The 21,650-nt window shown below is 63.5% G+C and carries 21 protein-coding genes; 13 read left to right on the forward strand and 8 right to left on the reverse strand.

The window, feature by feature from the left end; translation table 11 throughout:
- Positions 1–187: 187 nt before the first annotated feature.
- The 3 genes from AC1DWQ_RS01410 to AC1DWQ_RS01420 are packed head-to-tail and all read left to right on the forward strand — an operon-like array spanning position 188 to position 2,841.
- Complete coding sequence (locus AC1DWQ_RS01410) at positions 188–982, forward strand: metal ABC transporter ATP-binding protein (protein ID WP_477668902.1); 795 nt, start codon at positions 188–190, stop codon at positions 980–982.
- Complete coding sequence (locus tag AC1DWQ_RS01415; RefSeq protein ID WP_477668043.1) at positions 982–1,884, forward strand: metal ABC transporter permease; 903 nt, start codon at positions 982–984, stop codon at positions 1,882–1,884. Before AC1DWQ_RS01410 ends, AC1DWQ_RS01415 begins: the two co-directional genes overlap by 1 nt.
- Positions 1,885–1,935: 51 nt before the next feature.
- The gene (locus AC1DWQ_RS01420) at positions 1,936–2,841 is read left to right on the forward strand and encodes a metal ABC transporter substrate-binding protein (protein WP_477668903.1); all 906 of its coding nucleotides are present in this window, start codon (positions 1,936–1,938) and stop codon (positions 2,839–2,841) included.
- A 41-nt stretch (positions 2,842–2,882) separates the two neighbouring features.
- Here AC1DWQ_RS01420 and AC1DWQ_RS01425 read toward each other — a convergent pair whose 3' ends face one another.
- The 3 genes from AC1DWQ_RS01425 to AC1DWQ_RS01435 form a co-directional block, all read right to left on the reverse strand.
- The gene (locus AC1DWQ_RS01425) at positions 2,883–3,164 is read right to left on the reverse strand and encodes a hypothetical protein (protein ID WP_477668044.1); all 282 of its coding nucleotides are present in this window, start codon (positions 3,162–3,164) and stop codon (positions 2,883–2,885) included.
- Between the two features lie 85 nt (positions 3,165–3,249).
- Complete coding sequence (locus AC1DWQ_RS01430; RefSeq protein WP_477668045.1) at positions 3,250–3,519, reverse strand: hypothetical protein; 270 nt, start codon at positions 3,517–3,519, stop codon at positions 3,250–3,252.
- 99 nt (positions 3,520–3,618) lie between these two features.
- Positions 3,619–4,077 carry a hypothetical protein gene (locus AC1DWQ_RS01435; RefSeq protein ID WP_477668046.1) on the reverse strand — a complete coding sequence of 153 codons (459 nt, stop codon included), beginning with the start codon at positions 4,075–4,077 and terminating at the stop codon, positions 3,619–3,621.
- 195 nt (positions 4,078–4,272) lie between these two features.
- Here AC1DWQ_RS01435 and AC1DWQ_RS01440 point away from each other — a divergent pair, with 195 nt between their 5' ends.
- Complete coding sequence (locus AC1DWQ_RS01440) at positions 4,273–5,256, forward strand: M14 family metallopeptidase (RefSeq protein WP_477668047.1); 984 nt, start codon at positions 4,273–4,275, stop codon at positions 5,254–5,256.
- 313 nt (positions 5,257–5,569) lie between these two features.
- Here AC1DWQ_RS01440 and msrA read toward each other — a convergent pair whose 3' ends face one another.
- The 3 genes from msrA to AC1DWQ_RS01455 all read right to left on the reverse strand — a co-directional run bounded on the left by msrA (position 5,570) and on the right by AC1DWQ_RS01455 (position 7,536).
- Positions 5,570–6,112, reverse strand: coding sequence for a peptide-methionine (S)-S-oxide reductase MsrA (gene msrA / locus AC1DWQ_RS01445; protein ID WP_457279947.1), 543 nt, complete (start codon positions 6,110–6,112; stop codon positions 5,570–5,572).
- Between the two features lie 116 nt (positions 6,113–6,228).
- Entirely contained in the window at positions 6,229–6,507 is a 279-nt protein-coding gene (locus AC1DWQ_RS01450; protein WP_477668048.1) for a hypothetical protein, read from the reverse strand.
- A gap of 135 nt (positions 6,508–6,642) precedes the next feature.
- The gene (locus AC1DWQ_RS01455; RefSeq protein ID WP_477668049.1) at positions 6,643–7,536 is read right to left on the reverse strand and encodes a LysR family transcriptional regulator; all 894 of its coding nucleotides are present in this window, start codon (positions 7,534–7,536) and stop codon (positions 6,643–6,645) included.
- Between the two features lie 149 nt (positions 7,537–7,685).
- Here AC1DWQ_RS01455 and AC1DWQ_RS01460 point away from each other — a divergent pair, with 149 nt between their 5' ends.
- From AC1DWQ_RS01460 to AC1DWQ_RS01500, 9 genes are all read left to right on the forward strand, one after another.
- Positions 7,686–8,882 carry an acyl-CoA dehydrogenase gene (locus tag AC1DWQ_RS01460; RefSeq protein ID WP_477668050.1) on the forward strand — a complete coding sequence of 399 codons (1,197 nt, stop codon included), beginning with the start codon at positions 7,686–7,688 and terminating at the stop codon, positions 8,880–8,882.
- A gap of 73 nt (positions 8,883–8,955) precedes the next feature.
- Positions 8,956–9,732 carry a YdcF family protein gene (locus AC1DWQ_RS01465; protein WP_477668051.1) on the forward strand — a complete coding sequence of 259 codons (777 nt, stop codon included), beginning with the start codon at positions 8,956–8,958 and terminating at the stop codon, positions 9,730–9,732.
- A 173-nt stretch (positions 9,733–9,905) separates the two neighbouring features.
- Positions 9,906–10,607, forward strand: coding sequence for a TetR/AcrR family transcriptional regulator (locus AC1DWQ_RS01470; protein ID WP_477668052.1), 702 nt, complete (start codon positions 9,906–9,908; stop codon positions 10,605–10,607).
- On the forward strand, positions 10,604–11,797 hold the full coding sequence (locus AC1DWQ_RS01475) for an efflux RND transporter periplasmic adaptor subunit (protein WP_477668053.1): 1,194 nt from the start codon (positions 10,604–10,606) through the stop codon (positions 11,795–11,797). The genes AC1DWQ_RS01470 and AC1DWQ_RS01475 overlap by 4 nt, the downstream gene beginning before the upstream one ends.
- A gap of 12 nt (positions 11,798–11,809) precedes the next feature.
- Positions 11,810–15,040: an efflux RND transporter permease subunit gene (locus AC1DWQ_RS01480; RefSeq protein ID WP_477668054.1), complete on the forward strand. Its 3,231-nt coding sequence runs from the start codon at positions 11,810–11,812 to the stop codon at positions 15,038–15,040.
- A gap of 62 nt (positions 15,041–15,102) precedes the next feature.
- Positions 15,103–15,786, forward strand: a complete 684-nt coding sequence (locus tag AC1DWQ_RS01485; RefSeq protein WP_477668055.1) for a protein-L-isoaspartate O-methyltransferase family protein — start codon at positions 15,103–15,105, stop codon at positions 15,784–15,786.
- Positions 15,787–15,849: 63 nt separating this feature from the next.
- The gene (locus tag AC1DWQ_RS01490; RefSeq protein WP_477668056.1) at positions 15,850–16,212 is read left to right on the forward strand and encodes a rhodanese-like domain-containing protein; all 363 of its coding nucleotides are present in this window, start codon (positions 15,850–15,852) and stop codon (positions 16,210–16,212) included.
- Positions 16,213–16,268: 56 nt separating this feature from the next.
- Positions 16,269–17,630: a TolC family outer membrane protein gene (locus AC1DWQ_RS01495; protein WP_477668057.1), complete on the forward strand. Its 1,362-nt coding sequence runs from the start codon at positions 16,269–16,271 to the stop codon at positions 17,628–17,630.
- A gap of 62 nt (positions 17,631–17,692) precedes the next feature.
- Positions 17,693–18,703, forward strand: a complete 1,011-nt coding sequence (locus AC1DWQ_RS01500) for a cupin-like domain-containing protein (RefSeq protein ID WP_477668058.1) — start codon at positions 17,693–17,695, stop codon at positions 18,701–18,703.
- A gap of 240 nt (positions 18,704–18,943) precedes the next feature.
- Here the strand turns inward: AC1DWQ_RS01500 and AC1DWQ_RS01505 are convergent, their stop codons facing one another.
- Positions 18,944–20,320 (reverse strand): 3-deoxy-D-manno-octulosonic acid transferase, encoded by a 1,377-nt coding sequence (locus tag AC1DWQ_RS01505; protein ID WP_477668059.1) that lies wholly within the window; start codon positions 20,318–20,320, stop codon positions 18,944–18,946.
- Entirely contained in the window at positions 20,317–21,375 is a 1,059-nt protein-coding gene (gene waaC, locus AC1DWQ_RS01510; protein WP_477668060.1) for a lipopolysaccharide heptosyltransferase I, read from the reverse strand. The genes AC1DWQ_RS01505 and waaC overlap by 4 nt, the downstream gene beginning before the upstream one ends.
- Between the last annotated feature and the right edge of the window lie 275 nt (positions 21,376–21,650).

Here is a 21,650-nt window from a genome sequence, read left to right on the forward strand (position 1 = left end):
CTTCCCGGCCCGCCTGTTTGTAAAGACGACTTCCCTTGCCAGCTTCACCTCCTCCCTTCCCCCCACAGCCTCCGCGCCGCCGCAGCATCCTCGCCTGGCCGGCCTGGCGCCGGGTGCTCGCGGTGTTGCCGGCCGTGGCGCTGCTGTGGCTGGCAGTCGCCTGGGCTTCGGCGGAAATCGCACCATGGTGAGCGCCATGGTCGCGCTGGACAACCTCACCGTCAGCTACCGGCAGCATCCGGCGCTGCACCACGTCAGCGGTCACTTCGCGGCGGGTTCGCTGACCGCTGTGGTCGGCCCCAACGGCGCCGGCAAAAGCACGCTGTGCAAAAGCATCATGGGGTTGCTGCCCCGCTCGGGCGGCCAGGTCACCACGGCAACGCCACGCACGCGCATCGCCTACCTGCCGCAACAGGCTGAGCTGGACCGCAGCTTTCCGATGGACGTGTGCGATGCCGTGCTGCTCGGCTGCTGGCCTTCACAGGGCGCGTGGGGCGGAGTCAGTGAAGCGCAGTGGGCGGCTGTCGGCACGGCCTTGCGCACCGTCGGCCTAGAAGGTTTTGAAGCGCGGCCCATTGACACGCTCTCCAGCGGGCAGTTCCAGCGCGTGCTGTTTGCCCGCCTGCTGGTGCAGGACGCCCGCCTGATCCTGCTGGACGAGCCCTTTAACGCAATAGACAGCAAGACCACCGCCGCGCTGCTGGCATTGATTCGCCAGTGGCATGGCCAGGGACGCACCGTGATTGCCGTGCTGCATGACGACGCCCAGGTGCGGGCACATTTTCCGCAAACGCTGCTGCTGGCGCGCGAAGCCGTCGCCTGGGGCCCCACAGCACACGTCATGACAGAAGACAACCTGGCACGCGCCCGCGCGATGGCCGAGGCATGGGACGAAAGCGCCGAAGCCTGCCGCATTGACGACAAGGCACTGGCCGCCCCAACGGCATTGCACGCGCCCGCGCTGCACAAGGCTGCTGCGTGATGGAAGCCGCACTGCACGCCTTTCACGGCGCCTGGGCCGTTTTGTTTGCGCCGTTCGCCGAATACGCCTTCATGCGCCGCGCGCTGGTGGCCACGCTGGCGCTATCGCTCAGCGCCGCACCACTGGGCGTTTTCCTGACCTTGCGGCGCATGAGCCTGCTGGGCGACGCGCTCAGCCACGCCATATTGCCGGGTGTCGCTATCGGTTTCATGCTGTGCGGCCTGTCGCTCACGGCCATGGCCGCAGGCGGCGTACTCGCTGGCATGCTGGTGGCCGCGCTGGCCGGCTTCATCAGCCGCGCCACCACGCTGAAAGAGGACGCCAGCCTGGCTGCCGTTTACCTGGTGGCGCTGGCGCTGGGCGTGACGCTCATTTCCGGCCACGGCACGCAGCTTGACCTGCTGCACATCCTGTTCGGCAGCGCGCTGGGCGTCGACACGCCGGGCCTGCTGCTGGTGGCCGGCGTGGCCAGCATCAGCCTGGTCGCGCTGGCGGCTGCCTACCGCGGCCTGGTGCTCGAAAGTTTTGACCCGGTGTTCCTGGCTGCAACGGGCCGCAGCGCCTCTTTCAAATGGTCCTGGCAGCAAGGCTTTTTGATGCTGGTCGTCATCAACCTCGTGGCCGGCTTCCAGACGCTGGGCACGCTGATGGCCGTCGGCCTGATGATGCTGCCCGCGGTGTCGGCGCGCTTGTGGCACGACACCCTGCCCGCGCAGCTCGCCAACGCCGGCGCGCAGGCCATGGCGGCAGGCTACGCCGGGCTGCTGCTGTCTTACCACTTCGATACACCCTCGGGCCCGACCATCATCGGCTGCGCCGGCGCGCTGTACTTTGCCTCGCTGCTGCTGGCACCCGGCGGCTGGCTGCCGCGCACGTTCGCGCGCACGCACCGCACCGCCTGAAGCTGCGCATCTTTCCTTTCTTTACCAACCCGGAGCCCTTCCATGACTTTCATGAAACACCTGGCGCGCAAACTGCTGACACCCCTGGTCGGAGCCGCACTGCTGGCCACCGCCACCGCCGGCATGGCCGCCGACAAAATCCCTGTGGTCGCCAGCTTCAGCATCCTCGGCGACCTCGTCCGTGTGGTCGGCGGTGACCGCGTCGCCGTCACCACGCTGGTCGGCTCCGACGAAGACGCGCACGTATTCGAACCCAAACCCGTGGATGCCAAAAACCTGTTGCAAAGCAAGCTGCTGGTCAGCAACGGCCTGGGCTTTGAACCGTGGGCGCAAAAACTCGTCAAGTCCGCCGGCTACAAGGGCCAGGCGGTGGTGGCTTCACAAGGCGTGAAGGCACGCACCATGCCCGGTGAAAAAGGCGGGAAAGAAACCGACCCGCACGCCTGGCAGGACCCAACCAACGTCGTGATCTACGTGCGCAATATCGCGGCGGCGCTATCACGGCACGACCCCAGCGGCGCAGCCACCTACAAAGACAACAGCGAAGCCTACGTGAAGGAATTGCAGGCACTCGACACCTGGGCCAAAGAGCAGCTCAGCGCCGTCCCCGCCGCCAAACGCAAGGTCATCACCTCACACGACGCCTTCGGTTATTTCGGCGCGCACTACCAGGTCAGCTTCCTGGCGCCACAAGGAATTTCCACCGAAGCCGAACCCAGCGCCAAAGAAGTCGCCCAACTGATCCGGCAGATCCAGCGCGAAAAGATCAAGGCCGTGTTTTTTGAAAACATGAGCAACCCCAAGCTGCTCGCCCAACTGAGCAAGGACGCGGGTGTGACACCCGGCCCCGCGCTGTATGTCGACGCCCTGTCAAAAGCTGGTGGCCCAGCTGACACCTACCTCAAGCTGATGCGGCACAACGTGATGCAGCTGGTGGCGGGAATCAGGCTGAACTGAGCAGGAAATAAAACGGCTGAATCAGGAAAACCGCGCTGACATCAAACATTGCGAAACGCTGACAACATCAAGCGCACCACCGTCAAAACCGCCAGCTGGGCAAAAAGCCAGACCGCAAACAACAGACCTGTTGCACCCCATTTGATGTTGCAGTTTTCGCCCTGGACTGAATAATTTGCAGATACGCCGCGGGCCACATAAGCACAGAACTCTTCCTGCGGGTTGTGATCAAGCGCTCCGTAGCACATGAAAAAAGCCAGAGGCAGGGCCACTAAAAGCGGGATCAGCACCCATGACACCAAACGATCAACGGTGAAGTTCATTGCCAATCTCACTCATTTTTTGCTCTCGAAAATCTGGCCGTTTGCAGCGCGCCACGAATACGCGGATATCGACAGTCAAATGTGTTCAGTCGCGATAGGGTTCATTACTTCGCGGCGCATCCGGCAACTGTTCATCCAGCGACTGGCGGTAGCGGATGCAGCCGCGAAAGAACTGCGGCCAGTCAGGTACGACGGGCACAGGGTCGGTTCTCTCCGGCAGCAGCGCCCACAGCGCCGGATGATGCCAGCACAACTCGTGGCCCGTGCTGTCGCGGTGCTCGCGAATACCCTGGCGGAGTTTTTTGACTTCCACAATGAGTTGTTCACGCGACAAGCCTTCAAGATCGGTGTCCATGCTGCCTCCGTATTGAACATGAGATGTTCAGAGTGTGCGAACACCGACATCATAGGCACGACGGACCAACCGCACTCTGCCACCGGACGCCGATTGGGATCAGTCGTCGCGTCGCCCCGCAAGTCTTGCATAGGCAATGGCATCCGCCAGTTTTTCATAACGGTACTCACGAAACCCATACAGGCGTCCATCGAATGTGATGCCTAGCTCATGCATCAACGCTTCAGCACTCACTGGTGCTTGCACCGCATCGGGCAGTGGCGAAGGTTCTACCCCCACCTTGCTTGCAGCTGGCGATCTGCGCCGGCCGCGCATCAGATTAATGCCAATGGATGCCGCCACGCCAACTGCTCCCCAAACCATGAATGGCACGATCAGCTCCAGCAGTTGCGGCATCACCAGGATGAAGCTGCAACCTGCGTGGGGGCACGCGCGTTGCAGCCACGCGGACCAGGCAGCGTATCCCAATGCGATCCATCCAATCCAGAAAACTATGTGCATCACGGTCTTTCCAGCGCTTTTATTAGAAGTTAAGCCGCAAACCGAAGCTTGCCGCATGCTTGCGATTCCAACAAGGTTGAAGACAGGTGCATGGTTGCCAACTGCCCACGATCATAGGTTCGAAGCCAAACAACACCATCCCCCAAACGCATGAGGGACTCGCGCGAACAACGTTCTTGCCTCCGCCGAAACCGCTGTATAACCAAGCCATCAACGCCATCCACGTTTATCACCCCCAGAGGTGCACACCCCATGACTTCCACCCCTAGCCCCCACCCTACCCACCTGCGCAGCCACACCTTCCACGGCCTCGCCCCCGGTCCGCGCCTGCTGGTCACCGGCGCCGTACACGGCAATGAAACCTGCGGCACGCGCGCCATCACACAGCTGATGGAAGAAATCGACAACGGCAAGCTGGGCATTGAGCGCGGCACCGTGACTTTTGTGCCCGTGACCAACCCGCTAGCCTACCGGCTCAAGCAGCGCATGGGTGAGCGCAACCTCAACCGCAACATGGCGCCGAGTGCAATTCCGCAGGACTTTGAGGACCGCATCGCGAACGTGCTGTGCCCGCTGCTGGATGCGCATGACGTGTTGCTGGACCTGCACTCTTTTCACACGGGCGGTGCGCCGTTTGTGATGATCGGCCCGCAGAACAACACGGGGGCGCTGGAGCCCTTTGACCATGCCGCGGAAGAAATGCAACTGGCGCTGCACACCGGGCCGCACCGAATCGTGGAAGGCTGGCTGGAGACGTACGCCCGGGGCGTGCAGCGGCGCGCGGCAACGGCTGCGGGCGCTGCGGGGGGCGCCCGCGCGCAGACATTGGTGACGGACCCGAACTACGGCGTAGGCACGACCGAATACATGCGCTCACGCGGCGGCTACGGCGTGACGCTGGAGTGCGGCCAGCATGACGACCCGCAGGCGGTGCAGGTGGCGCGGCATGCAATTCAGCAGACGCTGGGCCTGCTGGGGCTGATTACGCAGAAACCCGCGCCGGTGCCGATGGCGCGCGAAATCCTGCGGCTCGTTGACGTGGTGGACCGCGAGCATGCCGGCGACACCTTCACGCGCGAGTGGCGCAGCTTCGACGCCGTGAAAGCCGGCGAGGCCATTGGCACGCGCAATGGCGGCGCACCTATTGCCGCGCCGGCGGACGGCTTTGTGGTGTTTCCGAATCCGCGGGGGGAAGTGGGCCAGGAGTGGTTTTATTTCGCGCAGCGGCGGGCTTGAGCCCGGATGGGCCGGGCCAGCGCCGTTGCGGGGTGGCTACGGCTTGCCGCAAGGCGCCGACATTGCTATCTATTTAATAGCCGCTTGCGCTCGCCCCTATTGGCTTGCAGGCCAATTTGATGGCTAAACGAAGGGCTTTTTTGCTTCAAAACGGGCTAAAACCCGTTTGAAAACCCGAAAAAATGATTTCAAACAGCCCCAACGGCCGGAAAACATGGTTTTTCAGCATTAAAAACGGCATCAGACCAATACTGACAAGCGCAATCAGCTATCTATTTGATAGCAAACTAATAGCACTCACGCTCCAACCCATTCAGTCCTTCACACGCGACGCAAAGGTCTTGCGGAATTTGTCGACCTTGGGGCCGACCACGAACGCGCAGTAACCCTGGTTGGGGTTGTTCTCAAAATAGTCCTGGTGGTAGGACTCGGCGGGCCAGTAGTTTTCGAGCGGCAGCACTTCGGTGACGATGGGTTTGCCAAAGGTTTTGTCCTGGCTGACCTGACGGATGAAGTCGTCGATCTCCGCTTTCTGCTCAGGCGTTGAGTAATAGATGCCGCTGCGGTATTGCGTGCCGGCGTCGTTGCCCTGGCGGTTCAGGCTCGTCGGGTCGTGGATGACGAAGAAAATTTCGAGGATCTCGCGCAGCGTGATGTCGGCCGGGTCGTAGGTAAGTTTGACGACCTCGTTGCTGCCGGTGCGGCCCGTGCAGACCTCTTCGTAGCTGGGCCGTGCGGCCTGGCCGTTGCTGTAACCCGACTCCACGTCGGTAACACCGCGCACCTTGACATACACCGCCTCGGTGCACCAGAAGCAGCCGCCGCCGAGCGTGATGGTTTGGGGGGAAGAAGGCATGGAAATCTCCGCTGAAATCCGTTGGTCGTACGGGGAGCGGCAATCTTACGCCGGGGCCCGCGGACCCGCGGAGAGGCCCACACATTGCCCCTGAAGCGAACTGGAAAGCGTCCGGTTCAGTCGCGCCGGCGCGGGCCTTTGGTGACGTGCTGGGGACCGACTGCACGGCGCATCAACCGCAGCAGGGCCAGCGCCAGAAGGCCGCCGGCCACGGCCAGGCCGAGCGAGCCCATGCTGAAGACCTTGTCGTTGGTGGCGCCCTTGCTGAGCAGGGCGGCCACGAAGTCGCCGCCGATGAAAGCGCCGAACATGCCGACGCCGAGGCTTTCGAGGATGAGGATTTTTTCGCGGGTGCCCGCGAGCAGGCAGGCGGCCCCGCCGAGAAGGGCACCCACCAAACACCAGATATACGGGTTGATGCCGTTCTCCTGAAGACTATGAACTGCCCCATGGTGACAGCTTTACGCCCCCAGCGGTGGACATATTTTTACCAAGGTCATTCGCCAGGGCACCTGGGCGGGACGGAATCTTCATGCCTTCGCCGCCGGGGCGATTGCGCGCACCGCCTTCACAAAAGCGGCCAGCGCCTGGTGGTCGCGTGCGGTTTTCCAGAGGCAGTGCGTTTCATAAGGTGTGGTGGCGGCATCCAGCGGCACAAAGGCCGCCCCCGCCATGGCCGACTGCCTGAGCGCAGCCGGCACCAGCGCCACACCCATGCCCTGCGACACCAGCGACACCACACTGAGCCAATGCCGCAGTTCGTAGCGGATCTCCGGGTAAAAACCGGCTTCAGTACAGATCATCAGGATGCGTTCGTGGTAGTCGGGCGAGACGGTGCGCGACACCACGGCAAAGGGTTCGCCCTGTAACTGCTGCAGCGATATCGAACGCTTTCGCGCCAGCGCGTGCCCCGCGGGCAGGCAACCGACAAAGGCCTGGCTGGACACCAGCACCTGCGACAACTCGGGCGGCACGCGTGTGGTGTGCACAAAGCCGAGGTCCAGCCGGTCATGCGCCAGCTCGATCAGCTGTTCGCTGGAGTTGAGTTCCTTCAGCGTGAGGCGCAGCAACGGGTGTTCGGCCTGGAAGCGCTCCAGGATCCTGGGTAGGCCGCTGTACAGCATGGTTCCTGAAAAGCCGATGGCCAGACTGCCGGCCATGCCCTGCCCCACGTCACGTGCATGGCCAGCCGCCTGCGCGGCCTGATCCAGCAAGGCGCGCGCCGCCGGCACAAAGGCCTGCCCGGCGGCGGTGAGTTGCACCGATTTGCTGTTGCGCGTGAGCAGCTTGGCGCCGACCGAGGCTTCAAGCTGCTGGATGTTCAGCGACAGCGGCGGCTGGGAAATCGACAGGCGCCGGGCCGCCCGGCCGAAATGCAGCTCTTCGGCCAGGACAAGGAAATAGCGGAGGTGACGAAATTCCATAAGCCATCCATGAATATGTTTTTTATATCGTTGGATCGATATTTGATATTAGACAACTATTCATGCTTGTCAAACAATCGAGCTGCCCGCGGGCATCCCAGCCACGCGCCCTACACTGCAAACCAAGCCACCTTTTTCGGAGACAACCCATGAAAAACCAATTCAACTGGCAAGACCCGTTTTTCTTTATGGAGCAGCTGAGCGAAGACGAGCGCGCCATAGCCGACGCCGCCCACGCTTTCTGCCAGGAAAAACTGCAGCCCCGCGTGCTGATGGCCGCACGCCACGAAAAATTCGACCGCGAGATCATGAATGAAGCCGGCGCCATGGGTTTCCTGGGCTCCACCATCGAAGGCTATGGCTGCGCCGGCCTCAATTACGTGAGTTACGGCCTGGTCGCGCGTGAGGTGGAACGCGTCGACAGCGGCTACCGCAGCGCCATCAGCGTGCAAAGCTCGCTGGTCATGCACCCCATCAACGCCTACGGCAGCGAAGCGCAAAAGCAAAAATACCTGCCCAAGCTGGCCACCGGCGAATGGGTGGGCTGCTTCGGCCTGACCGAGCCCAACCATGGCTCCGACCCCGCCAGCATGCTGACGCGCGCCAAGCCGGTGGACGGCGGCTTCATCGTCAAGGGCGCCAAGATGTGGATCACCAACAGCCCGATCGCCGACGTGTTCATCGTCTGGGCCAAGCTGGAAGACCCCGACGGCAAGGTCGGCGGCCAGGAAAGCATTCGCGGCTTCGTGCTTGAGAAGGGCATGAAGGGCCTCAGCGCCCCCAAGATCGAAGGCAAGATGAGCTTGCGCGCGTCGATCACCGGCGAGATCGTGATGGACGACGTGTTTGTGCCTGAAGCCAACCTGCTGCCCAACGTGAGCGGCCTCAAGGGCCCCTTCGGCTGCCTGAACAAGGCGCGCTACGGCATCGCCTGGGGTGCGCTCGGTGCGGCTGAAGACTGCTGGTTCCGCGCCCGCCAGTACACCATGGACCGCCAGCAGTTCGGCCGCCCGCTGGCACAAAACCAGCTCATCCAGAAGAAGCTGGCCGACATGCAAACCGAGATCACGCTGGGCCTGCAAGGCTGCCTGCGCGTGGGCCGGCTGATGGACGAAGACAAGTCCGTGCCGGAAATGATTTCGCTGATCAAACGCAACAGCTGCGGCAAGGCGCTGGACATCGCCCGCCTGGCGCGCGACATGCACGGCGGCAACGGCATCCATGACGAATACCATGTGATCCGCCACATGATCAACCTCGAAACGGTGAACACCTACGAAGGCACGCATGACGTGCATGCACTGATCCTGGGCCGCGCCCAGACCGGCCTGCAAGCCTTTTATTGATGGCCTTTCAGGGCTCCGGACCAATCAGGACGAGCGCGAGCAGCTATATTTTTCATAGCAATCAATACAACGCATGGAATTCGGCGCGCTCAAGCCTTTGCTAACCAGCCTGGCGCTCCCGCCGGCCTTGCTGCTGTTGCTGGCCCTGCTGGGCCTCGTGCTGGCCTGGCGAAATAAAAAGGCCGGGCTGGCGCTGGCAACCTGTTCAGTACTGCTGCTGGCGCTGCTCAGCTGCCACGGCACGGCCGTATGGCTGGCGCGCACCGTGCTGCCGCAGTTTGCCGCCATGCCGGTGGCCAGCCTCAAGGCCCAAAAGGTGCAGGCCATCGTGGTGCTGGGCGGCGGCGTGCTGCCTGAAGCAGCTGAATACGGCAGCAGCCAGCCGGGCGCGCACACGGCGGCGCGGTTGCGCTACGGTGTTTGGCTGGCCCGGCAGTCGGGCTTGCCGCTGGCCTTTACCGGCGGCATGGGCTGGGCGGCCAGCAGCGCACAGACCGATTCCGAAGCCGTGGTGGCCGCACGCACGGTGCAGCAGGACTATGGCATGACACTGCGCTGGAACGAAGCCCAGTCGCGCGATACATGGGGCAATGCCCGCCTGCTGGCGCCTGTGCTGCAGCAAAGCGGTGTGCAGCGCATCGCGCTGGTCACCGACGCCTGGCACATGCCGCGCGCTGTCCGGGCTTTTGAGCGTGCCGGCCTGACGGTGACGCCCGCCCCCATGGGCCAGGTGCAGCCGGCGCAGCACGACCTGATGGAATGGGTGCCTTCCGCCTCTGGCCTGGTGGTTTCACAGCAGGTACTGCGTGAGTGGCTGGCGCTGATGGTTGGCCGGTTCACACCCGTTTAGACAGCCGGCCTCTCGCGGGGCCCTTTCGCCTGGGCCCGCGGCAGACCCGGCTGCTTTACCGCGGGTTTACCTTTCAGGGCACTACCGGCTCCCCCGCCTCGGTGTAGCCTAGGCGGTTTTGGTTGACGGTCGGAAAGTAAGCAGATATATTACTAACCAGTCAGTCAGTAACTATGTCACTTTCCAAATTATTTTGCGACAAAACCTCCGCGGTCGCCGCCAAACGCGAGCGCCGCAAGGAAGCACGCCCCGGCGAACTGCTGGACGCGGCGCTAGACCTGTTCGTGGAAAAAGGCTTTGCCGCCACCCGCGCCGAAGAAGTGGCGGCGCGCGCCGGGGTCTCGAAAGGCACACTGTTCCTTTACTTCCAGAGCAAGGAAGAACTGTTCAAGGCCGTGGTGCGCGAAAACATTTCGGGCCGCTTCACGGAATGGCGCACCGAGCTGGACACCTTTGAAGGCACCACCCCTGAATTGCTGGCTTACTGCATGAACAGCTGGTGGGAGCGCGTGGGCCTGACGCGCGCGTCGGGCCTGACCAAGCTGATGATGAGCGAGGCCAAGAACTTCCCCGACATCGCGGCCTTCTACCAGCAGGAAGTCATCATGCCGGGCCACGGGCTGATCCGCAGCATCCTGCAGCGCGGCATGGACCGCGGCGAGTTCCGCCCCATGGACCTGGACTATGCGGTCTACCTGGTGGTCGCTCCCATGATTTTCCTGATCCTGTCCAGGCACACCGCCGGCATCTGCATCAGCAGCGACGCGGACCTGGATGCCCAAAAATACATCGCCTTCCAGGTGGAAACCATCCTGAACGGCATCTCCGCGCCAGCCGGCGTCGCCGCACAGGCCAACAGGAAAGCCGCAACATGAAACGATGGGTCAAGTGGGCGGTCGCCGGGCTTATCGTGCTGCTCATCGCGGGCGGCGTACTGCGTGCACTGTCCGCACGCAAGGCCCAGCAACAGGCGCTTGCCGCAAGCACCGCTGTCAAGGACATGGGGCAGGTCGAGCTGGCCGCCACCGATGTGGTCAAGGCCCAGACACGCGACGTGGTTCAGGGACTGCCGGTGTCGGGCTCGCTCAAGGCCGTCAACTCCGCCGTCATCAAGGCGCGCGTGGCCGGCGAGCTGCAGGGTCTCACGGTTCGCGAAGGCGACGTGGTCAAGGCCGGCCAGGTGATTGCGCGCATCGACGCCACCGAATACCAGTCACGCGTGCGCCAGGCCCGCGAGCAGGCCGAGTCGGCCAAGGCACAGGTCGACGTGGTGCAGCGCCAGTACGACAACAACAAAGCGCTGGTTGACCAGGGCTTCATCTCGAAGACCGCGCTCGACACCTCCCTGGCCAATCTCAATGCCGCGCAGTCCACCTACAAGGCAGCCCTGGCCGCCACCGAGGTCGCGGCCAAATCGGTGGACGACACGATCCTGAAAGCCCCCATCTCCGGCCAGGTGTCGCAGCGCCTGGCGCAACCCGGTGAACGCGTGGGCATCGACACCAAAATCGTCGAGGTGGTGGACCTGAGCCGGCTCGAGCTGGAAGCCACCTTGAGCGCCACCGACTCCATGGACGTGCGCGTGGGCCAGACCGCGCAGCTGCAGATCGAAGGCAGCCGCCAGCCCGTCACGGCCAAAGTGGTGCGCATCAATCCCACAGCGCAGGCCGGCAGCCGCAGTGTGATGGCTTACCTCAGCATCGACAACCCGGGCGCAGCAGGCGACGCCGGCGCGCCGCCCTTGCGCCAGGGGCTGTTTGCGCAGGGCACGCTGGGCACGGCCAGCGCTTCGCTGCTGTCGGTGCCGGTCAGCGCCGTGCGCACCGACAAACCCACACCTTATGTGCAGGCGGTTGAAAACGACCTGGTGGTACACAAGAGCGTCGAGCTGGGTGCGCGCGGCACCGCCGGCAAAGACAGCGTGGTAGCCGTCAAGGGCCTGGCCGACGGCGCGGTGGTGATACGCGGCGAGATCGGCCCATTGCGTGAGGGCACCAAAGTGCGCTTCACACAGCTTCCGGCTGCGGCGCAAGCGGCCAGTGCACCCGCCAAGCCGGCGCCCTGAGGACTCACGCGCATGTGGTTCACGCAGGTCAGCCTCAGGAATCCCGTGTTCGCCACCATGGTCATGCTGGCCATCGTGGTGCTGGGACTGTTCTCCTACCAGCGCATGCAGGTCGACCAGTTCCCGAACATCGACTTTCCGGTGGTCGTCATTACCGCCGAATACCCGGGCGCTTCGCCCGAAATCGTTGAAAGCGAAGTCACCAAAAAAATTGAAGAAGGCGTCAACTCGATCGCCGGCATCAACGCGCTGACCTCGCGCAGCTACGAAGGCCAGTCGGTCGTCATCATGGAGTTCCAGCTCTACGTCGACGGGCGCCGCGCTGCCGAGGACGTGCGCGAAAAGATCGCCGCCATCCGGCCCACCCTCCGAGATGAAGTGAAAGAGCCGCGCGTGCTGCGCTTCGACCCGGCAAGCCGGGCGATCTGGTCCGTTGCAGTGTTGCCCAATGCCCAAAGCGGCAATGCCATGTCGGCCGTGGAGCTCACCAACTGGGCCGACCAGGTCTTGAAAAAGCGCCTGGAGAACGTACGCGGTGCGGGCTCCGTCACGCTCGTGGGCGGCACCAAGCGCGAAATCAATGTCTACCTGAATCCGCAGGCCATGGAGTCGCTGGGCATCACGGCCGACCAGGTGGTCAATGCCGTGCGCAACGAGAACCAGGATTTGCCGGTGGGTGCCATCCGCTCGCTGCAGCAGGAGCGCGTCGTCAAGATCGATGCGCGCATGAAGCGCCCCGAAGATTTCGGAAAAATCATTGTGGCGCGCAAGGGCGCTGCGCCGGTCACGGTGGACCAGGTGGCACGCGTTGCCGACGGCGCACAGGAAATCGACAGCCTGGCGCTGTACAACGGCCAGCGCACACTGCTGCTGTCGGTGCAAAAAGCGCAGGACGAAAACACTATTGCCGTGGTCGATGGCTTGAACCAGGCCATCAAGGACATCCAGCCGCAATTGCCGACCGGTGCGCGACTGGAGCTCATCACCGATGGCTCGCGGCCGATTCGTGTGGCCGTTGAAAACGTGCGCCGCACGCTGATTGAAGGCGCACTGCTGACGGTGCTGATTGTTTTCCTGTTCCTGAATTCGTGGCGCTCCACGGTGATCACCGGGCTCACGCTGCCGATCTCCATCATCGGCACCTTCCTGTTCATGAACCTGTTCGGCTTCACCATCAACATGATCACGCTGATGGCGCTGTCGCTGTGCGTGGGCCTGTTGATTGACGACGCCATCGTGGTGCGCGAGAACATCGTGCGCCATGTGCAGATGGGCAAGGGACCCTACCAGGCCTCGCTGGACGGCACGCAGGAGATCGGCCTGGCCGTGCTGGCCACCACGTTTTCCATCGTGGCGGTGTTCCTGCCGATCGGCTTCATGGGCGGCATCATCGGCAAGTTCTTCCACGAGTTCGGCGTGACCATCGTGGCGGCGGTGCTGATCTCGATGTTCGTGAGCTTCACGCTGGACCCGATGCTCTCCAGCATCTGGCACGACCCTTCGATAGAAGCGCACGGAAAACGCCATGCGCCCGTCACTTTCTACGACAAGACCATAGGCCGCGTCACCGGCTGGTTTGACCACGCCACCGACTCGCTGAGCAACAGCTACCAGGGCATCCTGCGCTGGTCGCTGGGCCACAAGCTGGCCACCCTGGCCCTGGCCGTGATGATTTTTGTCACCAGCATTTTCATGGTGCCGCTGCTGGGCACCGAGTTTGTGCCCAAGGCCGACTTCTCGGAAACCTCACTCAACTTCTACACGCCGGTAGGCTCCTCGCTGGAAACCACCGAAGCCAAGGCGCAGCAGGTGGAAGCCATCATCCGCGAATTCCCCGAGGTGAAATACACGCTGGCCACCCTGAATACAGGCAATGCCCAAGGCAAGATGTACGCCAGCATTTATGTGCGCCTGGTGGACCGCAAGGCACGCACCCGCAGCGTCGACCAAATGTCGGGCGTGCTGCGCGAGCGCCTCAAGCAGGTGCCCGGCATCACCGTGACGCACGTCGGGCTGCTCGACGCGGTGGGCGGCAACAAGCAGGTGGAGTTTTCCCTGCAGGGAACGGATTTGAAAGAGCTGGAGCGCCTCACGCGCGCCATCAACGACAAGATCCGCGGCATCCCCGGCCTGGTAGACCTGGACTCCAGCGTCAAGGCCGACAAGCCGGTGATTGAAATTGATGTGCGGCGCGACGCAGCCTCCGACCTGGGCCTGTCGGTGTCGCAGATCGCTGCCTCATTGCGCACATTGGTGGCCGGGCAGACGGTGGGCAACTGGCGCGCGCCCGACGACCAGACCTACGACGTGAACGTGCGTCTGGCACCCGATGCGCGCAATGCGCCGCAGGACCTGGAGCGTCTGCCCTTCATGAGCACCCCTGGCAGCAGCGCCGACGGCGCCGCGCATATAGTCCGGCTCAACCAGGTAGCCACCGTGAAGGAATCCACCGGGCCCAACCAGATCAACCGGCGCGACATGGCGCGCGAAGTCGCCATCAACGCCAACGTCTACAACCGCTCGGCCGGCGAGGTGTCGAACGACATCAAGGCAGCGCTGGAGAACTTCAGCTTTCCGCCCGGTTACCGCTACCAGTTCAGCGGCTCCACCAAGAACATGGCTGAATCCTTTGGCTACGCCGTGTCGGCACTGGTGATGGCCATTTTGTTCATCTACATGATCCTGGCCAGCCAGTTCAAGAGCTTTTTGCAGCCGATGGCGCTGATGACCTCGTTGCCGCTGACGCTGATCGGTGTGGTGCTGGCCCTGCTGCTGTTTCGCTCCACGCTCTCTATGTTTTCCATCATCGGCGTGGTGATGCTGATGGGGCTGGTCACCAAGAACGCCATCTTGCTGGTGGACTTTGCCATTCGCATGCGTGCCGACCAGGTGGACGTGGATGGCCACCGCGTTCCGGGCATGAACCGCAGCGATGCGCTGCTGCATGCCGCCAAGGTGCGGCTGCGCCCCATCCTGATGACCACGCTGGCGATGATTTTCGGCATGGTGCCGCTGGCTTTTGCCCTGACCGAGGGCTCGGAACAGCGCGCGCCCATGGGCCAGGCCGTGATCGGCGGTGTCATTACCTCTTCGCTGCTGACCTTGGTGGTGGTGCCGGTGACGTATTGCTACCTGGACGACCTGGGCCAGTGGTTCAAGCGCAAATTCGGCCCCAGAACACCGCCGCAAGACCCCGCAGACATGCCTGCCGCAACGCCGGCCACCGTCATGGGCGACCGCTAAAATCAAAGGTTTATCTCGTGTACAGCTCACCCTCCCCCATTTCGCCAACCTACAGGTCCGCCATGAACTACGAACAAGCCCGATTCAACATGATTGAGCAGCAAATCCGCCCCTGGGAAGTGCTGGACAACCAGGTCCTTTCCCTGCTGGCCGTGGTCAAGCGCGAAGACTTTGTGCCGGCCGCCCAGAAGGCACTGGCCTTTGTCGACATGGAAATCCCGCTGGGCACCGGGCCCGGCCAGTGCATGCTGGCGCCCAAGGTGGAGGCCCGCATCCTGCAGGAACTGGCCGTGCAAAAGCATGAAAAGGTGCTGGAAATCGGCGCTGGCTCCGGCTACATGGCCGCACTGCTGGCGCACCGTGCGCAGCAAGTGATCACGCTGGAGATCGACCCCAAGCTCGCACAGACCGCACGCGACAACCTGCAAAGGGCAGGCCTTTACAACGCCGAAGTGCGCACCGGCGACGGCGCCGCAAAAATCGCCCAGGCCGTTTCCAGCAACGACCCGCTTCGTGGACCGTTTGACGTGATCGTGCTCAGTGGCTCGGTCGCCGAAGTGCCGGCTTCGCTGCTGTCCCTGCTCAAGGTGGGTGGCCGCCTGAGCGCCATCGTGGGTTTTGAGCCGGTGATGCGCGCGACCCTGGTCACACGCGTAGCCGAAGACGCCTGGCGTACCACCCAGGCCTGGGACACCGTGGCGCCGCGCCTGCTGAATTTCCCTGAGCCCTCGAAATTCAGCTTCTGAGCCTGGCCGCCGTACACAACTTCACCAACGCCAAGCACGCATTCCAACGCAGGACAGCCGACCATGATTCCCCAACTGAGCCCCGTCAACTTCGCCGAGTGGCGCAACAACGCCGGGGAAGGCGCGCCCGCCCTGCCTGTGGTGCTGGACGTGCGCGAGCCCTGGGAACTGCAGACGGCCTCGGTCAAGGAGGACGGCTTCAGGCTGGTGCACATCCCGATGCGGGAAATACCCACGCGCCTGGCTGAGCTGCAGGAAATCGGAGCCGGCACCGGCCAGCCGATCGCCTGCCTCTGCCACCACGGCATGCGCAGCCTGCAGGTGGCCAACTATCTGACACAAAGCGGCTTCACCGAGGTCGTCAACCTGCAGGGCGGCATTGACGCGTGGTCGCAGCAGGTGGACCCGTCGGTCCCTGTGTACTGACCTTTGCCGCCGCTGCGCACCGTACTCACTCCATCCACCCATTCCTCAGGACCTTTATGACCACGCCCAAGAAACCGCCGGCGCTACGCCTGTCGATGTTGCCCCTGTCGATTGCCGTCACCGCAGCGCTGATGATGGCGGCGCCGGCCGCGCAGGCCCAGAGCCTGGTGGAACTGTATGAGTCGGCCCGCGCCTTCGACGCTGCCTACCAGTCGGCCAAGCTGCAGTACGACGCCAACCTCGCCAGGGCCGACCAGGCCAAGGCCGGCATCTTGCCGACGGCAGGCATTTCGGCGGGTGTGTCGCGCACCGGCTTTGAAAACACCGCACCGGTGATAGACCGCAGCTTCAACACACAAAACGCCACGCTCAACCTTTCGCAGCCGCTGTACCGACCGGCCAACTGGGCCACCTACCAGCAGGCCTCCAGGCAGGTCGAGCAGTCCCAGGCGCAACTCGAAACCGCCAACCAGGACCTGATCGTGCGCACCAGCCAGGCGTACTTTGACGTGCTGGCCGCACAGGACACGCTGACGTTTGTCCGGGCGCAAAAAGCCGCAGTGGCCGAGCAGCTGGCGTCGGCCAAGCGCAACTTTGAAGTGGGTACATCCACCATCACCGACACCCGCGAAGCGCAGGCGCGCTACGACCTGGTCATCGCCCAGGAAATCGCCGCCGAAAACGATTTGCGCGTCAAAAAAATCGCGCTGGACACGCTGGTCGGGAAAACCGAAACGCAACCCAAACCCCTGCTGGCGCCCGTCAATTTGCCGGCCGTGGTACCTGCCGATGTGAACATCTGGGTGCAGCAATCAGAAGCAGTGCACCCGAATATCCGTCTGGCGCAAAGCGGGCTGGAGATCGCCGACCTGGAAGTCAAAAAAGCCGAAGCCGGCCACAAGCCGACGCTGGACGCGACGGCCAGCTACAACGTGACGCGCAACCCGTCGGGCACGGCCACCACCATCCCGCCGTTTGCCTTTCGCACCAACACAACCACCATCGGTGTGGTGCTGAACGTGCCGCTGTTCGCCGGTTTTGCGACGCAAAACCGCGTGCGCGAAACCCTCTCGCTGAAAGACAAGGCGCAAAGCGACCTTGAAGGTGCGCGCCGCACCGTGGCCCAGGCCACGCGCACGGCCTATTTCGGCGTGCTGTCGGGCCAGGGCCAGGTCAAGGCGCTGGAAGCCGCCGAGCTGTCAAGCCAGAGCGCACTGGATGCCAACAAGCTGGGTTACCAGGTCGGCGTCCGCATCAACATCGATGTCCTCAACTCGCAGAGCCAGCTGTTCCAGACCAAACGCGACCTGGCCAAGGCGCGCTACGACGTGCTGTTGGGCGACCTGAAACTGCGCCAGGCCAATGGCACGCTGACACCGGAAGACCTGCAAAAAATCAACGCACTGCTGGCCAGGTAAATCGCGGTACGCTTCACAACACTCCAACAAAGGCCCGGCCCGGGGCCAGAATTTCCATGTTGATGCCCGCACACAATCCCCTGCCCTTGCCGATAGAGGCTGAACGCGTGACCGATGCGCCGGTACACATCCCCAAAGGCCCCAGCTTCGAGCTGATCGAGGAAACCACCTGGGAAGAACTCAAGCGCGCGGGACGCCAGCAACCGTTTGACAAACCCGTGCTGGTCAAGGGCGGCATCCATCACTGGCCGGCCTGGAAAAAATGGTCGTTTGAATTCCTCGCCGACGTCTGTGCCGGCAAGGGCGCCGAGGTGCCGGTCAAGTTTACCGATGGCCTGGTCGAACAGGGCGTGACCAAGGGCCGCCCCTTCCTTCCGGTTGCGCCCTACCTGCGGGAACTCGGCAAGGCGGCGCAACGCACGCCGGACCCCATGGCAGGTCTGCTGCCCAAGCCGGTGCGGGACAGCTACAAACCCGGCGAGCGCTTTCACCTGAACTGGGCCCACATGCAGTCGTTCAAGCCGACGACCTTGTACCTGGCGCAGTGGGACATCCTCGAAAAATACCCCGAGCTGCGGCGCGACCTGCTCATCAAGAGCCTGTGGCCCGGCCGCATGACCTGGGAATACGTGTTCATGGGCCCGGCCAATACCGTGACCGGCCTGCACAACGATTTCCCGCACAACTGGTTTGTGCAACTCCAGGGCGTCAAGGAGTTCATCCTTTTCTCACCCGACCAGCGCCAGCACATGTGCCCGGCCGCCAAATACGACTGGGGTGCCACGCTGAGTGACATCAACGTCTCGCGCCTGCCCGAGCAAGTCCGCGAACTCGCCTCCTTCGAAAAAGCCCATGGCTACCACGCCCGCGTTGAAGCCGGCGATGCCCTGTTCATCCCCAAGCGAACCTGGCATTCAGTGGTGTCAGTGGAGCCCTCCATCAGCCTGGGCATGTTTGGCCTGACGCCTTATGAAGTGGCGACCGGCGGCGCCTGGGCCACGCTGCGCGACTGGGCGCATCACCTGCGCCTTTATGCCTGGGGCAACTGCACTTGTCATCAGGTACTGAAGTAGCCCCCAAGCTCCCACTTCGTGTGGCTACCCCCCCCCCGAGGGGCCGCTGCGCCTGCGGTCTGGCAAAGCCAGTCCCGCGGCCCCGGCCTGAAAGGGGAAATCCGTGCTCGCTAGATACTAGATGAGTGTCAGGATGACGTAGGTGCCGAAACCGAAGAGGCACGCGGCCATGAAGAGCAGCATCCAGAACCAGATCGGTACCCGTAGTTTGGTTTTGGATGGTTCGGTCATGGTGTGGCCTTACTTCGCTGGGGCTGCCAAAAAGCTCTCGAGCGCACTCACCGTCTTCACCGTGGCGCCCCGATTGCGGTCGGCGAAGGCCAACCCGGCCGCCACGGAGGCTGCGCGTGCTTCGGGTTTGTCCATCAGCTTTCGGGCGGCACGCACGCCCTGCTCCATGTCGACCACACGCCGGGCTGCACCGGCCTCGATGGCCAGCTCGGCGGCTTCGGTGAAGTTGAAGGTATGGGGGCCCATCACGACCGGGCAGCCACAGGCAGCCGCCTCGATCAGGTTTTGCCCGCCCAGCGGCGCGAAGCTGCCGCCCAGCAAGGCGACATCGCTCATCGCGTAATACAGCGCCATTTCACCCAGCGAGTCGCCCAGCCACACATCCGCATGCAGCGCATCGTCGTTCACGGCCGGACCGCCCGCCGTATCGGGCCAGTGCGAGCGGCGCGAGACGCGCAGGCCGTGCTGCTGCACCAGAGCCTCCACCTCATTGACGCGTTGCGGGTGGCGCGGCACCAGCAACACCCTGAACTGGCTTCCCGGCCCCTCCTTGTGTGCTTCTGCCTGCAATTCATTTGCTACAAAATTGATAGCTTGTTGCGCCCGCTCAGATTGGGCTGTGGCACTTAATTGCTTTAAAAATTCCTGCTCTTCGCCTTCACGTGAGCTGGCAAACATAAGCACCGGAAGCCCGAGCGTCCGGCGCCAGACCTTGCCTTTTTCCAGCTGGGCGTCGTCGGGCGAAGCGTCAAATTTGAGGTTGCCGAACACGCCGCTCACCGCAGCACCCGCCTGGCGAAAGCGCCGGGCGTCGTCATCGGTCTGGGCATACACCGCAGACAACGCCGCGTAAGCCGGAAACGACAGCGGCGACATTTTCAGCGCCTGCTGCAGGGATTTTTCAGACAACCTGCCGTTCACCAGCACCAGCGGCATGGCACGCGCCTGGGCTGCGGCCACCATGTTGGGCCAGATCTCGGTTTCCATCAGCAGGCCCAGGCGTGGCTTGAAGTGGCCAAAAAACCGCGCCACTGCGCCCGGGCTGTCCCAGGGCTGCCATACCTGCACGTCGCCGGGCTGCAGCAGGGCCACGCCCTCGGCACGTCCGGTGGCCGTGCCATGCGTCAGCAAAATACGCAAGCCGGGGTGTTGCGCGCGCAGCGCCTTGAGCAGCATGGCCGCCGTGCGCGTTTCGCCGAGCGAAACGGCATGCAGCCAAACCAGCTCAGAGGCGGTTTCCACCGGCTGGGTGTAGTGGCCAAAGCGTTCCTGCACCGCCTGAAGGTAGCCGGGCTCCTGCCTGCCGCGGCGCGCCAATTTGCGGCGCAGCAGCGGCTGACCCAGCCACATCAGAAGCGAATAAAGTTTCAGGGCCAGCGCACTCATTTCGCCCCGCCGGCACGGGTGGGGCTGCTCACCGCCCAGCAAGCCAGCCAGGCCTGCCAGACGGTTTCCACCGTGGGTGCCGGGCGCGCAAACACGCTGACCTGCCGCCCCCCGTGGCCAAGGGTGCCGGGGCCGGTGCGCCACGCCGTGTCGAAGTTGTAGATCTGCACATGCGGCAAATCCAGCGCCACGGCAATATGGCTGACACCGCTGTCGACACCAATGACACCGGCGCACTGCGCCAGCGCTTCAGTGAGCGCGTCGAGCGGCAGCAGAGGCAGCACCAGGGCGCTGTCCGCGGCGGTTTTGGTCAGCGCCTGCGCAATGGCCTGGCTGGTGGCCAGCTCGTGTGCGTTGCCGTGCGCCAGTGCCACCGGGTAGCCGGCCGCATGGAGGCGCCGCCCCAAGGTGATCCAGTGGTCCAGCGGCCACTCCTTGTCGGCGCGCGAGGTGCCGTGGACCAGTACCACCCGGCCTTTCGACGCTGCAGGTGCTATCTTTTCAGTAGCTGCTTGCGCCCGTCCCTCAAGGGCTGCAGGTATTTTTAATCCAAAATCCGGCGCGCCTTTCAGGGTGTAGCCCAGCGCGCGCGCCGCCAGCTCGCGCGAGCGCTGCACCGCGTGAATATGCGGTGGGAGGGTGATGGCCATGTCGGCCACCCAGCGGGTAGGCGCTTCATAGCCCGAGCCCTCGGTCTGGTTGGCCAGCGCGTAGCGTTTGCCGCCCGGCGCCAGCGCGGCAAGCCGCGCCACCAGCGCCGACTTGGTCAAGCCCTGCAGGTCGATGACGGCGTCATAGGCCTCACGTTGAAGTTCGCGCTGGAAGGCACGCCATTCGTTTCGCGTTGCCAGCGTCCAGAATGATTTGCGCCAGCGCCGGATCTCACAGGGAATCACGCGGTGCAGACCTTTGTGGCGCGCCAGCAAGGGGGCAAAGGCCTTTTCCACTACCCAGTCAATCTGCGCGTCCGGGAGCGCGGCGTGGATGTCCTGCACTACCGGCAGGGTGTGCACCACGTCGCCCAGGGAGGACAGCTTGACCAGGAGAATTTTCATGAGGTATTTTAGGCCCCCACGGTCGTTCGCTTCGCGTAACTCCCTGCCCCCCGAGGGGGCCGCCCGCCTGTGGCCCGGCAAAGCCGAAAAACTGGCACACCCCTATCGGGCTCACTGCGTGTAGCCCTTTTCCCCTTGCAGGGGACGGTGCCTGCGGCCCGGCAAAGCCGGTTCCGCTGCACCCGCTGGCTTGAAGAGTTCAATGGGCGTAACTAACGGAGGTATTTCACCAGTGGGGGCCGAGGGTCCGGCTTTGCCGGCCCCAGGCGCCGCCC

It is taken from the genome of Polaromonas sp. P2_G11 (genome assembly GCF_056403595.1).